Genomic DNA, 14,121 nt, shown 5'->3' with positions numbered 1-14,121 from the left:
CCGGACCGCGCTTCCGCGGCGCCGGGTTTCCGGCTCCGGCGGGCCGCGCCCCGCTTCCGCGGCGCCGGGTTTCCGGCTCCGGCGGGCCGCGCCACGCTTCCGCGGCGCCGGGTTTCCGGCTCCGGTGGGCCGGGCCGCGGAGGCCGGGTTCCCCGCACTGACGGGCCGAGGACCGGGATTCCCTCGTCCGGAGGGATCGTTTCCCGTCACCCGCCCGTCCCCGGCACGGCCGGGCCCGGTTCCCGTCCCGGGCACCCGCGCCTACACTGACTCCCCATCAGAACGGGCCGGTTGACCTGCGGGAACAAGGGGGTTGGGCGGCTTCGCCGGAGTGAGGAGCGCCCTTGTTCTACCACTTGCTCAAGTACGTACTGCTGGGCCCGCTGCTGAGGCTGGTCTTCCGGCCCCGGATCGAGGGCCTGGAGCATGTGCCGTCCTCGGGGGCGGCCATCGTCGCCGGGAACCATCTGTCGTTCTCGGACCACTTCCTGATGCCGGCCGTGCTCAAGCGCCGCATCACCTTCCTGGCGAAGGCCGAGTACTTCACGGGGCCGGGTCTCAAGGGCCGGCTCACCGCGGCCTTCTTCCACAGCGTGGGGCAGATCCCGGTGGACCGCTCGGGCAAGGAGGCGGGACAGGCCGCCATCCGCGAGGGCCTCGGCGTGCTGGCCAAGGACCAGTTGCTGGGCATCTATCCCGAGGGCACCCGCTCGCACGACGGCCGCCTCTACAAGGGCAAGGTCGGCGTCGCCGTCATGGCGCTGAGGGCGGGCGTCCCCGTCGTCCCGTGCGCGATGATCGGCACCTTCGAGGCGCAGCCGCCCGGCAGGATCGTTCCCCGTTTCCACCCGGTGGTCATCCGGTTCGGCGAGCCGCTGGACTTCTCCCGCTACGCGGGGATGGAGCACGAGAAGGCGGTCCTGCGCGCGATCACCGACGAGATCATGTACGCGATCCTGGAACTGTCCGGCCAGGAGTACGTCGACACGTACGCGGCCGTCGCCAAGGCGGAGCAGGCCGCCGACGCCAAGGAGCGCAGGTTCCCGCGGATGCCGCTGACCTGACGCGCTCTGCTGTCGGCAGACGCCCTTGGGGCCCGGGCCGCCGGGCGCGTACGGTCGCCGCATGGGACGAGCTGTGGTGATCGGGGCGACGGGACAGATCGGGCGACCGGCGGTGGCGGCGCTGGCCCGGGACGGCTGGGAGGTGACGGCCGCCTCGCGGGGCGGCGGCCGTGACGCGGCCTGGCCGGAGGGAGTGCGCGCGGTCCGGCTCGACCGCGAGGACCACAGGGCGCTGGAGGCGGTGGTCGGCGAGGACTGCGAGGTGCTCGTCGACATGGTCGCCTTCCGGGAGCACCACGCCCGCCAGCTGACCGGGCTGGCCGGCCGCGTCGGCTCGGCCGTGGTGATCTCCAGCGTTGCCGTCTACGAGGACGGCGCGGGCCGCGGCTTCGACACCCAGTCCGAGCCCGACGGCTTCCCGCACTACCCGCTGCCGATCCCGGAGACACAGCCGACGGTCTCCCCCGGCGACGCCACGTACAGCACCCGCAAGGTGGCGGTGGAGCGCGAACTCCTCGCCGCAGGCGACCGGTTGCCGGCCACGCTGCTGCGCGCCGGCGCGGTGCACGGCCCGCACTGCCGTACCCCGCGCGAGCTCTACTTCGTCAAACGCAACCTGGACGGCCGCCGCAGCCGCGTTCTCGCCCACGGCGGCGAGAGCCGCTTCCATCCCGCGAGTGTGCACAACCTGGCCGAGCTGATCCGGCTGGCGGCGGCCCGGCCCGGCTCCCGGGTCCTCAACGCCTGTGACGACGAGGCCCCGACGGTCGCGGAGATCGCCGAGGCCATCGACACGGTGATGGGGGTGGCACCGCCCAGGACCGTCCTGGTCGACGGTCCCGCACCGGCCCCGACGGTGGGCGACTCCCCCTGGTCGGTGCCGGTGCCGGTCATCTGCGACATGTCGGCGGCCCGCCGGGAGCTCGGCTACCGCCAGGTGACCGGATACGCCGAGTCCCTCCCGGAGACGGTCGAGTGGATCACGGACCGCCTGTCCGGAAGGGACTGGCGAGAGGCGTACCCGAAGATGTACGCCACGTACGGCGACCTCTTCGACTACGACGCCGAGGACGCCTGGCTCACCTAGGGGCGCGGGGCTGTGTCGGTGTGCGGCTCCGCCGCGCGGGCGCAGCCACAGGGCACCGAACCACATCCCGCCGAGCGGAGCGCTACGGCTTCGGGGTGGCGTGCGCCGCGCACGTCACGTCCGACGAGTCCAGCGCCCCGGTCAGCAGATAGGCGTCCACACGGTCGTTGACGCAGGAGTTGACCAGGCCGGTGACACCGTGCGAGCCCGCGTTCTTCTCGGTGATCAGACGGGAGCCCTTGAAGCGCGCGTGCAGTTCCACCGCACCCTCGTACGGCGTCGCCGCGTCCCGGTCGGCCTGCACGATGAGCACGGGCGGCAGACCCTTGTGGGTCTTCACGTTCACCGGCGTCCGCTGCTTGGCCGGCCAGGTCGCGCACGGCAGGTTCATCCAGGCGTTGGACCAGGTCATGAACGGGTGGTCGCGGTGCAGCCGCGTGTTGTCCCGGTCCCACTTCTTCCAGCTGGTGGGCCACTGGGCGTCGGCGCACTCGACGGCCGTGTAGACGGCGTTGCCGTTCTCCGAGGAGGCGTTGCCCGCGGTGTCGCTCGGGTCGGGGGCGGCGGCGTCCACGACGGCCTGGGTGTCACCGGCGGCCCACGCGCTCAGGACGCGCGCGCTCGAGGCCCAGGTGCTGTCGAAGTACGGGGCGCTCTGGAAGAAGGAGATCAGCTCGGCCGGGCCGACGACCCCGCCGAGCGGGCTCTTCTTGGCGGCGGCCCGCAGTTCGAGCCACTTGGCCTGGACGGCGTCACGGGTGGTGCCGAGGTGGTAGGTGGCGTCGTTGGCGGCGACCCAGTCCTGCCAGTCCTTCCAGCGGCCCTCGAAGGCGACGTCCTGGTCCAGGTTGGCCTGGTACCAGATCTTCTCGCGGGAGGGGTTGACCACGCTGTCGACGACCATGCGGCGCACGTGCGTCGGGAACAGCGTGCCGTAGACCGCGCCGAGGTAGGTGCCGTAGGAGACGCCGAGGAAGTTCAGCTTCTTCTCGCCGAGCGCGGCGCGGATGACGTCCAGGTCGCGCGCGGTGTTGGGCGTGGTCATGTGCGGCAGCATCTCGCCGCTGCGCTCGGCACAGCCGTCCGCGTACTCACGGGCCAGCTTGCGCTGGGCGCGCTTGTCGGCCTCGCTGTCCGGCACCGGGTCCATCTTGGGCGCCTTGACGAACTCCTGCGGGTCGACGCAGGAGATCGGAGCCGACTTGCCGACCCCGCGCGGGTCGAAGCCGACGAAGTCGTAGGCCTTGGCCGTCTTCGCCCACACGGGCGCGCCGGTGACGACGCGGCGCGGGAAGCGCAGGCCGGAGCCGCCGGGGCCACCGGGGTTGTAGAGGAGGGCGCCCTGGCGCTCCTCGGGGGTGCCGGTGTGGCCGATGCGGTCGACGGCGAGCTTGATCTGCTTGCCGTACGGCTTGGCGTAGTCGAGCGGCACGGTGACCCAGCCGCACTTGATGGGCTGCTCCAGGCCCCAGTCGGGCGGGCAGTCCTGCCAGTTGATCCCGGCCTTCGCGGCGCGGGCCGCCGCGATCGCGGCGCCGTGCGCCTCGCTGACGGTGCGGTGACGGCTGTCACCCTGGCTGGCGCTGGCCGTGGGCGCGGTCACTGCCCCGGCGATCAGCGTCGCGGCGATCAGCGCACCGGCCGAACCCGCGGCGGCCGTACGCCTCTTCGCTTCGGTGTCTCTCAAGTAGTCCTCCCCGTACATGATTTCGACGTTCAGACACGAGTACGGGGTGATCCTGGTGGCTGCGAGGTGGTGCGGGACAGGGGCGGCCGCGGTTCTTTGCCAATCCGATAACCGGAACCGGATGACCGGTCAGCGGTCACCCCGGTCGAGCCCGCCGAGCGCCTCGTCCAGCACCCGGCGCAGCCGCAGGGCGTCGGGGGCGACGGCGCCGACGAGCGCGGCCGGCCCGGCGAGGGGCATCAGCACGGCTCCCTCGCCCAGCACCCGGGCCGTGACCGGCCGTTCCGCGAACTCGGTTCCCACGACGATCAGTTGTCCGACCGCGCGGTGCCCCCCGAGCACGGCGGGGCCGTCCCAGCCGCCCGGTGCGCCGGGCCCGCAGGACAGCTCCTGGTCGAGCAGGGTGCGGCCCTCGATCCGCACCGTGAGACGGCTGGTGAGCCGCCCGGGTTCCTCCCCGGCCCGGCCGAGTACCTGCTCCTCGCGCAGCACCAGCCGGGCGGAGGCGGCCAGTTCGGCACGAGTGGTGACATACAGGTCACTGCCGCGCGCCGAGATCAACTGCTCGGGGAGCCAGCGCAGTTCACCTCCGTCGGCGACGTCGAGCAGGACGTCGTAGCGGGCCTCCGTCTTGGTCTGCCCCGGCAGCGCCAGGGTGGCGGCGGCGGAGCCGACCCGCAGCCGGGCGCCTGCTCCGGCCTCCGCGCGGACCGTGAGGTGGTCGCCGCCGAGCGGCCCGCTCATGGCCCCGACGAGCATCACCCGCGCCTCGTCGCCGTGCGCCCTGGTCCGGCGCAGCGCCAGCGGGCCCTCGCTCTCCAGGACGGGCAGGGCGGTACCGCCCCGTCCGTCGGCGCGGGCGACGACCCGTGCGGTGGCGCGTACGCCGCTCATCCGCGGGCCCGCCACACGGCGAGCTGTCCGCGCACCCACGCGGCCACCTCGGTGACACCCCGCTCCTCGCGCAGGGACTGGAAGACGACGGGCAGTTCGGCCCGCTGCACCTTGGCGTCGGCCGCCATCCGCGCGAGGTCCGAGCCGACGTAGGGGGCGAGGTCGGTCTTGTTGACGACCAGCAGGTCGGCCGTGGTCACGCCGGGTCCGCCCTTGCGCGGGATGTCGTCGCCCCCGGCCACGTCGATGACGAAGATCTGCGCGTCCACCAGCCCCTTGGAGAAGGTGGCGGTGAGGTTGTCGCCGCCGGACTCGACGAGCACCAGGTCGAGCGGACCCACCTCGTCCTCCAGGTCCTCCACCGCCTCCAGGTTGGCGGAGATGTCGTCCCGGATCGCGGTGTGCGGGCAGGCCCCGGTCTCCACGGCGGCGATCCGCTCGGGCGGCAGCACGGCCTCGCGCAGCAGGAACTCGGCGTCCTCGCGGGTGTAGATGTCGTTGGTCACGACGGCGAGGGACAGTTCCTCCCGCAGGACCCGGCACAGCGCCGCGACCGTCGCCGTCTTACCGGACCCCACGGGCCCCCCGAGCCCGACCCGCAACGCCCTCCGCCGCCCGTCGGGCCGCCGGGCATCGGCACTGACGGCGGAGGCACCGGGGTGAATCGAATCCAGATGCATGTCTCACGGCTCCTTCGGTTCCGAACCGGCCCTTCTCGGCTGCCGGTTCCGGGTGGTGGGCGGGCGAGGCCCGGGGGTCCGGGGGCGGAGCCCCCTGGGGACGGGACGGGACGGGACGGCGGGGGCGAGGAACTCCTACGAAGCGAACAACCGCACGGGCCACGCCGCATGCGCCTCCGCCGACAGCTCCAGCAGCGGCGCGGACCCCGCGGGCAGTACCCCCACCCCCTCCCCCACGGCCCGCCCCGCCGCCTCCACCGCCCGGTCGGCCACGAGATCCAGCTCTGGCGCCAGCCGCGCCAGCACCGCCGTGGCCTCGAACGGATCCAGACTCAGCAGTCGCACCACCGCCGTCGCCGGCCCGCTGACGCTCTCGTAGACCGCGCAGTACGCCGCGTCGAGCGCCCCGAGCCCGGCCGCCCGCGCCACGGCACCGAGCACCACGGGCTGGTGGGCCCCCTTGGGGAACCGCCCCGCCAGTGCGTCGAGTTCGGGCGAGGGCCAGGTCGCCCGCGCGGCCCGCAGCAACTGCCGCCCCAGTCGGCGCGCGGCCGTCCGCAGCGCGGGCGACGGCGTTCGGGCGTCGGCTGCGGCGTCCAGTTCCACCGGGTCCAGCCCGCGCGCGGCCGCCGCCGCGAGCCCCGCGGCCACCAGCCCGGCCGTGTGCAGCCGCCCCCGGCAGAAGTCCTCCAGCGTCGCCGCGTCCGTGACCCGCCCGGCCTTGACCGCGGCCTCGGCCCCGCCGGAGTGCGCGTGCCCTCCGGCGGGGAAGCGGCCGTCGGCGAGGACGAGTAGCGCTGCCCGGGACATCAGAAGAGGAAGTAACGCTGGGCCATGGGCAGTTCGGCCGCCGGGGTGGCCTCGACGAGTTCGCCGTCGATGTGCACGGCGAAACTGTCGGGGTCGACCTCGACCCGGGGCCGGGCGTCGTTCTCGCGCATGTCGGCCTTGGTGACCGCCCGCGTGGACTCGATCGCCACGAACCTCTTCCCGAGCCCCAGCCGCTCCGGCAGCCCGTCCTCGACGGCGAGGGGGGCGACGAAGTTCACGGAGTTGGCCGCCGGAGCCCGGCCGATCGCGCCGTACATGGGGCGCGGCAGGATCGGCTGCGGGGTGGGGATGGAGGCGTTGGCGTCGCCCATCTGCGCATAGGCGATCTGGCCGCCCTTGAGGACGAGCTGGGGCTTGACGCCGAAGAACGCCGGGTCCCACAGCACCAGGTCGGCGAGCTTGCCGCTCTCGACCGACCCGATCTCCCGGGCGAGTCCCTGCGCGAGGGCCGGGTTGATCGTGTATTTGGCGACATAGCGACGTACTCGGTGGTTGTCGGCGTGCGAGTCCCCCGGCAGCGCGCCCCTGCGGCGCTTCATCACGTGCGCGGTCTGCCAGGTACGCAGGATCACCTCGCCGACGCGGCCCATGGCCTGGGAGTCGGAGGAGATGATCGAGATGGCGCCCAGGTCGTGGAGTACGTCCTCGGCGCCGATGGTCGAGGGCCGGATGCGGGACTCGGCGAAGGCGAGGTCCTCGGGGACGGCCGGGTTGAGGTGGTGGCAGACCATCAGCATGTCGAGGTGTTCCTCGGCGGTGTTGACGGTGAAGGGCCGCGTCGGGTTGGTGGAGCTGGGCAGCACATGCGGCTCGGAGACCACGGTCATGATGTCCGGCGCGTGGCCGCCGCCCGCGCCCTCGGTGTGGTACGCGTGGATGCCGCGCCCGGCGATCGCGGCGAGGGTGTCGCCGACGAAGCCCGCCTCGTTCAGCGTGTCGGTGTGGATGGCGACCTGGATGCCGGTCCGCTCCGCGACGGTCAGCGAGGCGTCGATCACGGCCGGGGTGGAGCCCCAGTCCTCGTGCAGCTTCAGACCGAGGGCGCCCCCGCGGATCTGGGACAGCATGGCCTCGTGGGAGACGGTGTTGCCCTTGCCGAGCAGGCCGATGTTGAGGGGATGTGCCTCCATCGCCTCCAGCATGCGGGCCAGATGCCAGGGGCCGGGCGTGACCGTGGTGGCCTTCGATCCCTCGGCCGGTCCGGTGCCGCCGCCGACCAGGGTCGTGATCCCCGAGGACAGCGCCTCGTCGGCGATCTGCGGGCAGATGAAGTGGACGTGCGCGTCGATGGCACCGGCGGTGAGGATGCGCCCGTTGCCCGCGATCACCTCGGTCTCGGGGCCGATCACCAGGTCGGGGTGGACGCCGTCCATGGTGTCAGGGTTGCCCGCCTTGCCGATGCCGGTGATCCGGCCGTCACGGATGCCTACGTCGGCCTTGACCACACCCCAGTGGTCGACGATCACGGCGCCGGTGATCACGGTGTCCGGGGTTCCGTCTGCGCGCGTAGCACGCGCCTGGCCCATGGACTCGCGGATGACCTTGCCACCGCCGAACACCGCCTCGTCACCGGCGAGTCCGGGTCCGCCCGAGCGGTCCTCCTCGATCTCGATCAGCAGGTCGGTGTCGGCGAGCCGGATGCGGTCGCCGGTGGTCGGCCCGAACAGGTCGGCGTAGGCGGCACGGGAGATCTCACGCATCGAGGGCACCTCCGGTCTCCCCGCGCAGTCCGGGCACGATCCGCGCGCCGGCGAGCGGGACGAGTTCGACCTCGACGGGGATGCCGGGCTCGAACCGTACGGCCGTACCGGCGGCGACGTTCAGCCGCTTGCCGCGGGCGGCGGCGCGGTCGAAGTCGAGGCCCGGGTTGGCCTCGGCGAAGTGGTAGTGGGAGCCGACCTGTACGGGCCGGTCGGCGGAGTTGAGGACGGTCAGCCGGGTGACCTCACGGCCCTCGTTGAGGACCACGGGGCCGTCCGCGAACAGGATCTCGCCGGGAATCATCGGGCCGCCCCTCTCACACGATCGGGTCGTGGACGGTGACGAGCTTGGTGCCGTCCGGGAAGGTGGCCTCGACCTGGACGTCGTGGATCATCTCCGGGACGCCGTCCATGACGTCGTCACGGGTGAGCAACTTCCGTCCTGAGGCCATCAGTTCGGCGACGGTGCGGCCGTCGCGGGCACCTTCGAGGAGGTGCGAGGTGATCAGGGCCACGGCCTCGGGGTGGTTGAGCCGCAGACCACGGGCCCGGCGCTTCTCGGCGACGTCGGCCGCCACGTGGATCAGCAGCCTCTCCTGCTCGTGCGGGGTCAGTTGCACGTCCCACCTCACCTCCTCGCTCCGGGCCGTGCGGGGCCCGGACGCCGCTGCCACCGGGGAAAGTGCCTGGTGGCGTGGTGGGGCAGGCTAGTTGCGCCGGGTTTCGGTCACGTTAACCGAGCTGTGATCCGCCGACGCCCGTCATCGCCCGCAGTCCGGCGCGCAGCGTCTCCTGCGGGACGTCGCCGAACAGGGCCGTCCGCACGGCGAATCCCTGCACCACGGCGACCATCACGCGGGCGAGCGCGTCGGCGTCCGCGTCCTTCGCCGGCAGCCCCGCCCGGCGGTAGGACTCGGCGACCTCCCGCCGGCCCTCCGGGATGCGTTCGAAGCCGGGCGCGAGCAGCGCGGCGAGCTGTTCGTTGCGCAGGGTCTCGGTCCACACCTGCACCATCAGCCGGGGGAACATCCACTCGCCGCCCTCCAGCAGCAGCGGCCGTCGCTCGCGCATCCCGGCCGGCACCCGGGGCATCAGCACGTCCGGCCCGAGGACGACCCGCGCGGGGCGACGCCGGGCGCCAGCGTGCCGCCGCTAAGCCTCGCCGGTGTGGCGATGGGCGCCCTGGTCGTCCTGGGCGGACTGCGGGGCGGTCGCGCGGTGGCCGTGCTGTGGGCACCGCGGGCCTGGCCGGCGCGGTCGGGGCGGCCCTCGCGCACAGCCGGCCGGGTGTGCTGACGGGCGACTGGTGGACGGAGGCCGCGGGGTCCTCGCCCTGCCCGCGCCGGCCGTCGGCGGCACGGTCGCGGGCCTCGCCTCGCTGATCGGCCCGGCCGGATCGGCCTCGCCTCGGGCGTGGTCGTCCTGCTGGGCGACCCCTTCTCCCGGGCCGCCTCCGCACCGCAGATGCTGCCCGAGCCCGTAGGGGTCCTCGGCCAGTGGCTGCCGCCCGGCGCAGGGGCGACGCTGATCCGCTCGGTCTCCTGCTTCGACGGCGCCGCGGGGGCCGGCCCGGCCCTGACGCCGACCGTCTGGGCGGTGCTGGGACTCGCCGCGGTCGTCCTGGACGGCGCGCTGAGGGCGCGGGCCGTGCCGTCGGCACCGGCCGCCGCCGCGCACCGGCCGGTGCCGGCCGGCTGATCCACGGTCACCAGGAGTCGAGCGGCCGCCCGCGACGGACGGAGAGTCAGTTGACCGATCGTCACCAGGAGACGTCCGCGCGCCGTCGGCCGTCTCCGGGACCGTTCGCCGAACCGCCCCGCGGGCCGTCTCCGAGTCCGTTCGCCGAACCGTCCGGACCAGCCGCCAAACCGACCAAATGACGTACCCCCTATTGGAGTAGAAACCTCTCGACCTGAGGGGCCCGCGCGGTTGCGCAGCACGCGCGGACGAGAGCCCGCGGCAGGGGTTTCCGTGCTGGTCCGGGGCCGTTCCGGGGTCTCGACAAGCCCCGGTTGATCACTGTGTCCACCCGAACGGGTGAGTGGTGAGCAACAACACAAATCCCCGTTTCCGTTGGGCATTTCGGTCACTTGTGAGTGAAGATCCCTGTCTGACGACAAGCCCCCGCCACCGCGGCGGGGCGGTCCGGGCGGACGCCGAGTCCTGCCGCCGCCCGGATGACCGGTCGACAGGAGTGGATCGGCAGGAGTGGAGGACCCAGGCACGACGGGCCGCCGGAGCGCAAGTTCCGAGTGGTCCTTGGGGTGAAGCCGCCTTCGGGCGGCCGGGCTACTTCGCCAGTCCGAATCCGACAGGTCATCCTTCTCAGGCGGTTTGACGAAGGGTTGCGCATGACCGCGCAGAATCGTGTCCCGTCGCTCATGGCCCGAGCCGGTACGGCTTCGGCCCTCACCATCGCCGCGGTGGGCGGCTCGCTCGTGGTGCCGGGGGGCGCCGCCGAGGCCGCCGCCGCCACGCCCGCGACGAAGGCGCTCCAGGTCGCCGCCTCGAAGAAGGGCTCGCCGTACAAGTACGGCGCCACCGGGCCGTACCGGTTCGACTGCTCCGGGCTGACGATGTACTCGTACAAGAAGGCGGGCAAGACGCTGCCTCGTACGGCGGCCCAGCAGTACAACAAGACCCGGCACATCTCGGCCAGGAGCCGCAGGGCCGGGGACCTGGTGTTCTTCCACTCGGGCTCGAACGTGTACCACGTGGGCATCTACGCCGGTAAGGGCAAGATCTGGCACTCGCCGAAGACGGGTGACGTGGTGCGGCTCCAGAAGATCTGGACGAGCAGTGTCTGGTACGGGCGTGTGAGCTGATCCGCTCCCGGGCGGTGCGGTTGCCCTGACAGGCCGTCACCGCCCGGGTCCGCCCGGTTTCGCCGGGGCGGTTTCGCCGGGGGCGACCTGAGCGGTGTGGGTTCTTGCTCGCGCCTGCCGGCGGGCGTGCGTGGAGCTGTGCGGGCCTGTGTGGGCTTGTCGCGCAGTTCCCCGCGCCTCCTTGTCGGGGCTGGTGGTCGCGCCGTTTCTCGGGGCCTGGCGGGGCGGTCGTGGCGAGCTTGGTGCGCAGTTCCCCGCGCCCCTTCTCGGGCCCTGGCGGAGCTGTCGTGGCCGGCTTGTCGCGCGGTTCCCCGCGCCCCTTTCTCTTGCCCCTCTGCAGCCCGTTGTCAGGGGTCGTTCTGGACGGCTGTGGGGATCGGGTGGGCGGGGACGGTCCAGGGGAGTTCGATGGCGACCGTCTTGCCGCCCTCGCGGGTGGGGCGGACGCGGAGCCTGCCGCCGCATTCCGCCGTCAGCCAGCGGATGATGACCATGCCGCGGCCGTTGTCCTGCTGCACGGCGGCCGGGAGCCGTTTGGGGAATCTCGGGTGGCTGTCGGTGACACCGATGCGCAGCTGTTCGTCACGCTCCAGGCGCATGGCCACCGTGAAGGTGGGTGACTGCCCGAAGGTGTGCTGTACCGCGTTGGTGGCGAGTTCGGAGACGATGAGCCGGATGCTGTCGGCCGCGTCCGTGTCCGACGGCAGGCCCCACTCCGCCAGGGTGTCGAGGACGTAGGCACGAGCCGCGGAGACCGAGGCGGGATCGCTCGGCAGAGTGACGGATGCTTCCAGGTGGTCTGCCATGGCGACGTCGTCCCTTTCCCACGGGACCGCGGTCCGACACGGATCGGATGGTTCGAGTACGGTCCCGGACTGGTGCTTCTCCGCCAGACTGCCACCAGTGCGCCGGTCATGGTGCCGAACCACCAAGATATGCATATATCTGTCGCTCGAAGCGGTGAACTCTGCGACGGCAGAACGTATTTGGGCGGCTCTTGAGGAGTAGGGAGTACTCCCGTGCAGCACGGTCCCGCGGTGCGCCGCCGCAAACTCGGCGCCGAGCTGCGTGCCCTGCGCGCCCGGACGGGGCTCACCAGTGGTGAGGCGGCCCGTCTGGTGGGCTGGCACCAGTCGAAAGTGAGCCGGATCGAGACGGGCGCGAGTGGCGTGAAACCGGCCGACGTGCGGTTACTGCTGGACGCCTACGGTGTCTCGGAACCCGAGCTGCGCGAGCTGCTGCTGACGTTGGCGGGCTCGGACGACGGGGTCGGCCGGCACCACTGGTGGCACGCCTACCGCGGGGTGCTGCCGCCCGCGTACCGGGACTTCATCAGCCTGGAGTCGCAGGCCAGTGCGATGCGCACGCTGGAGACCTCGGTCGTGCCCGGGCTGCTCCAGACGCCGGAGTACGCCCGCGCGGTGACCGGCGCCGCGGTCGGTGACCTGCGCGGCGAGCCCGACGACCGGCTGGACGCGCTGGTACGGGTACGGCTGGCCCGGCAGGACGTGCTGCGGGCTCGGCCGCCGCTGGAGCTGACCGCGGTGCTGGACGAGGCCGTACTGCGCCGGGAGGTGGGCGGGCCCGAGGTGATGGAACGGCAGTTGCGGAGCCTGCTGGAGGCGGCACGGCTGCCGCAGGTGCGCATCCAGGTGCTGCCGTTCTCGGCCGGGGCGCATATCGGCATCTCCGGGCCTTTCGTTATCTTCTCATTTCCGCGCACTTCTGATCTGGACGTGGTTGTTCTCGACCATATGACGAGTAGCCTCTACCTCGAACGGAAAGAAGACCTCGATGCCTACGTCGAGGCCTTCAACAGCCTTCAGAGGCACGCTCTTTCACCTGAGGACTCGCTGGATTACATCGCCACCACGGTCGACGGCGCGTAAGGAGGCACCATGACCGCACTGCCTAGCGATTTACCCTCCCGCACCTCACCGAACAGCGCACAGTGGCTGCGCAGCAGCTACAGCACCGGAGCCAACAACTGCGTCGAGACGGCCCGTCTGAGCGGACGTCTCGCCGTGCGCGACTCCAAGGATCCGGACGGACCCTCCCTGTTCTTCTCCCCCGAGAGCTGGGCGGGATTCACGGCCGCGTTCCACTGACAGTTTTCGACCGAATCTGAAAACGCTCAGTTCTGAATACGCATCGGTTCCGAAACACGGCCGTGTCACGCCGACTTACGGTCGCGTCTCGCCGATCACCCGTACAGCGCGCTCGATCTGTTCCCCGGAGAGGTCCGCCCGGGCGGTCAGCCGCAGCCGGGAGATGCCGTCGGGCACGGAAGGAGGCCTGAAGCAGCCCACGGCGAGCCCGGCCGAGCGGCAGTCGGCCGCCCACTGGAGGGCCTGCTCCGGGGACGGAGCCCGCACCGAGACCACGGCCGCGTCCGGCCGTACCGCCTGATGTCCCTCCGCGGTGAGCCGGGCGTACAGCTCGGCCGCCACCTCGCGGGCCCGCGCCGCGCGCTCGGGCTCGCGCCGCAGCAGTCGCAGGGCGGCGAGCGCCGCGCCCGCGGCGGCCGGGGCGAGTCCGGTGTCGAAGATGAAGGTGCGGCCGACGTTGACCAGGTGGTCGATGACCCGCGCGGGCCCCAGCACCGCGCCGCCCTGGCTGCCCAGCGACTTCGACAGGGTCACCGTGGCCACGACGTCGTCGGCGCCCGCGAGCCCGGCCGCGTGGGGCGCGCCGCGCCCGCCGTCGCCGAGGACGCCGAGTCCGTGCGCGTCGTCGACGAGCAGCCCGGCGCCGTACTCCCGGCAGGCCTCGGCCAGAGCGGCCAGCGGGGCGGCGTCGCCGTCGACCGAGAAGACCGTGTCGGAGACGACGATGGCCTGTTTGTCGTGGGTGGCGAGCGCCTTGCGGACCGCGTCCGGGTCGGCGTGCCCCACCACCTGTGTGGTGCCGCGGGCCAGGCGGCAGCCGTCGATGAGGGAGGCGTGGTTGCCCTCGTCGGCGACGATCAGCGCGCGCAGCGGGCCGAGCCCGGTGACCGCCGCGAGGTTGGCCGCGTAGCCGGAGGAGAAGACCAGGGCCGCCTCGAAGCCGCAGAAGTCCGCCAGCTCGCGCTCCAGCTCGCCGTGCAGCTCGGTGGTGCCGGTGACCAGCCGTGAGCCGGTCGCCCCGCCGCCCCACCGGGCGGCGGCCCGCGCCGCGCCGTCGGTGACCTCCGGATGGCGGGTCAGACCCAGGTAGTCGTTGCTCGCGAGGTCCAGCAGGGGTGAGTCGGCCGCGCGGGGGCGCAGGGTCCGGACGAGTCCGCGACGGCGCCTGATCCGCGCCTGGTCGTCGATCCACCCGAACGCCATGGGTCCTCCGGAGTATTTGTAGGCAGCGCACAGACCCTAGCT

The 14,121-nt window shown here is 72.6% G+C and carries 16 protein-coding genes and 1 riboswitch; of the genes, 6 read left to right on the top strand and 10 right to left on the bottom strand.

Annotated features, from left to right (window positions below; translation table 11 throughout):
* The first annotated feature begins 344 nt into the window (after positions 1-344).
* Positions 345-1,064, top strand: a complete 720-nt coding sequence (locus tag ACFYR0_RS05580; protein ID WP_389322189.1) for a lysophospholipid acyltransferase family protein — start codon at positions 345-347, stop codon at positions 1,062-1,064.
* A 61-nt stretch (positions 1,065-1,125) separates the two neighbouring features.
* Positions 1,126-2,151, top strand: a complete 1,026-nt coding sequence (locus ACFYR0_RS05575; RefSeq protein WP_389322187.1) for an NAD-dependent epimerase/dehydratase family protein — start codon at positions 1,126-1,128, stop codon at positions 2,149-2,151.
* A gap of 82 nt (positions 2,152-2,233) precedes the next feature.
* Here ACFYR0_RS05575 and ACFYR0_RS05570 read toward each other — a convergent pair whose 3' ends face one another.
* From ACFYR0_RS05570 to ACFYR0_RS05535, 8 genes are all read right to left on the bottom strand, one after another.
* Positions 2,234-3,856, bottom strand: coding sequence for an alpha/beta hydrolase (locus ACFYR0_RS05570; RefSeq protein WP_389322185.1), 1,623 nt, complete (start codon positions 3,854-3,856; stop codon positions 2,234-2,236).
* Positions 3,857-3,967: 111 nt separating this feature from the next.
* Complete coding sequence (locus ACFYR0_RS05565; RefSeq protein ID WP_389322183.1) at positions 3,968-4,732, bottom strand: urease accessory protein UreD; 765 nt, start codon at positions 4,730-4,732, stop codon at positions 3,968-3,970.
* A complete protein-coding gene (ureG, locus tag ACFYR0_RS05560) occupies positions 4,729-5,412 on the bottom strand; it encodes an urease accessory protein UreG (RefSeq protein WP_389322181.1) in 684 nt (227 codons plus the stop codon). The genes ACFYR0_RS05565 and ureG overlap by 4 nt, the downstream gene beginning before the upstream one ends.
* A 135-nt stretch (positions 5,413-5,547) precedes the next feature.
* The gene (locus tag ACFYR0_RS05555; RefSeq protein ID WP_389322179.1) at positions 5,548-6,222 is read right to left on the bottom strand and encodes an urease accessory protein UreF; all 675 of its coding nucleotides are present in this window, start codon (positions 6,220-6,222) and stop codon (positions 5,548-5,550) included.
* Complete coding sequence (locus ACFYR0_RS05550; RefSeq protein ID WP_389322177.1) at positions 6,222-7,943, bottom strand: urease subunit alpha; 1,722 nt, start codon at positions 7,941-7,943, stop codon at positions 6,222-6,224. Before ACFYR0_RS05550 ends, ACFYR0_RS05555 begins: the two co-directional genes overlap by 1 nt.
* Positions 7,936-8,247 (bottom strand): urease subunit beta, encoded by a 312-nt coding sequence (locus tag ACFYR0_RS05545; protein ID WP_356689985.1) that lies wholly within the window; start codon positions 8,245-8,247, stop codon positions 7,936-7,938. The genes ACFYR0_RS05550 and ACFYR0_RS05545 overlap by 8 nt, the downstream gene beginning before the upstream one ends.
* Positions 8,248-8,260: 13 nt before the next feature.
* Complete coding sequence (locus ACFYR0_RS05540) at positions 8,261-8,563, bottom strand: urease subunit gamma (protein ID WP_386379609.1); 303 nt, start codon at positions 8,561-8,563, stop codon at positions 8,261-8,263.
* A 112-nt stretch (positions 8,564-8,675) separates the two neighbouring features.
* Positions 8,676-9,014: a TetR family transcriptional regulator C-terminal domain-containing protein gene (locus ACFYR0_RS05535; protein WP_389322174.1), complete on the bottom strand. Its 339-nt coding sequence runs from the start codon at positions 9,012-9,014 to the stop codon at positions 8,676-8,678.
* 342 nt (positions 9,015-9,356) lie between these two features.
* Here ACFYR0_RS05535 and ACFYR0_RS05530 point away from each other — a divergent pair, with 342 nt between their 5' ends.
* The gene (locus ACFYR0_RS05530; RefSeq protein WP_389322171.1) at positions 9,357-9,641 is read left to right on the top strand and encodes a hypothetical protein; all 285 of its coding nucleotides are present in this window, start codon (positions 9,357-9,359) and stop codon (positions 9,639-9,641) included.
* A gap of 446 nt (positions 9,642-10,087) precedes the next feature.
* A riboswitch (cyclic di-AMP (ydaO/yuaA leader) is annotated at positions 10,088-10,290 on the top strand.
* A gap of 4 nt (positions 10,291-10,294) precedes the next feature.
* Positions 10,295-10,768 carry a C40 family peptidase gene (locus ACFYR0_RS05525; protein WP_386379612.1) on the top strand — a complete coding sequence of 158 codons (474 nt, stop codon included), beginning with the start codon at positions 10,295-10,297 and terminating at the stop codon, positions 10,766-10,768.
* Between the two features lie 347 nt (positions 10,769-11,115).
* Here ACFYR0_RS05525 and ACFYR0_RS05520 read toward each other — a convergent pair whose 3' ends face one another.
* On the bottom strand, positions 11,116-11,574 hold the full coding sequence (locus ACFYR0_RS05520; RefSeq protein ID WP_389322169.1) for an ATP-binding protein: 459 nt from the start codon (positions 11,572-11,574) through the stop codon (positions 11,116-11,118).
* 213 nt (positions 11,575-11,787) lie between these two features.
* On the opposite strand from ACFYR0_RS05520, the gene ACFYR0_RS05515 reads away from it, so the two are divergent.
* Together ACFYR0_RS05515 and ACFYR0_RS05510 are read left to right on the top strand one after the other, a co-directional pair.
* Entirely contained in the window at positions 11,788-12,657 is an 870-nt protein-coding gene (locus ACFYR0_RS05515) for a helix-turn-helix domain-containing protein (protein ID WP_389322166.1), read from the top strand.
* A gap of 9 nt (positions 12,658-12,666) precedes the next feature.
* Positions 12,667-12,876 carry a DUF397 domain-containing protein gene (locus ACFYR0_RS05510; protein WP_389322164.1) on the top strand — a complete coding sequence of 70 codons (210 nt, stop codon included), beginning with the start codon at positions 12,667-12,669 and terminating at the stop codon, positions 12,874-12,876.
* 75 nt (positions 12,877-12,951) lie between these two features.
* Here ACFYR0_RS05510 and ACFYR0_RS05505 read toward each other — a convergent pair whose 3' ends face one another.
* Positions 12,952-14,079 carry an 8-amino-7-oxononanoate synthase gene (locus ACFYR0_RS05505; RefSeq protein ID WP_389322162.1) on the bottom strand — a complete coding sequence of 376 codons (1,128 nt, stop codon included), beginning with the start codon at positions 14,077-14,079 and terminating at the stop codon, positions 12,952-12,954.
* Positions 14,080-14,121: the final 42 nt, after the last annotated feature.

Origin of the sequence: Streptomyces sp. NPDC005017 (genome assembly GCF_042873115.1) — a bacterium.
GTDB lineage: Bacteria > Actinomycetota > Actinomycetes > Streptomycetales > Streptomycetaceae > Streptomyces.
This window is presented reverse-complemented; position numbering and strand designations above follow the sequence as displayed.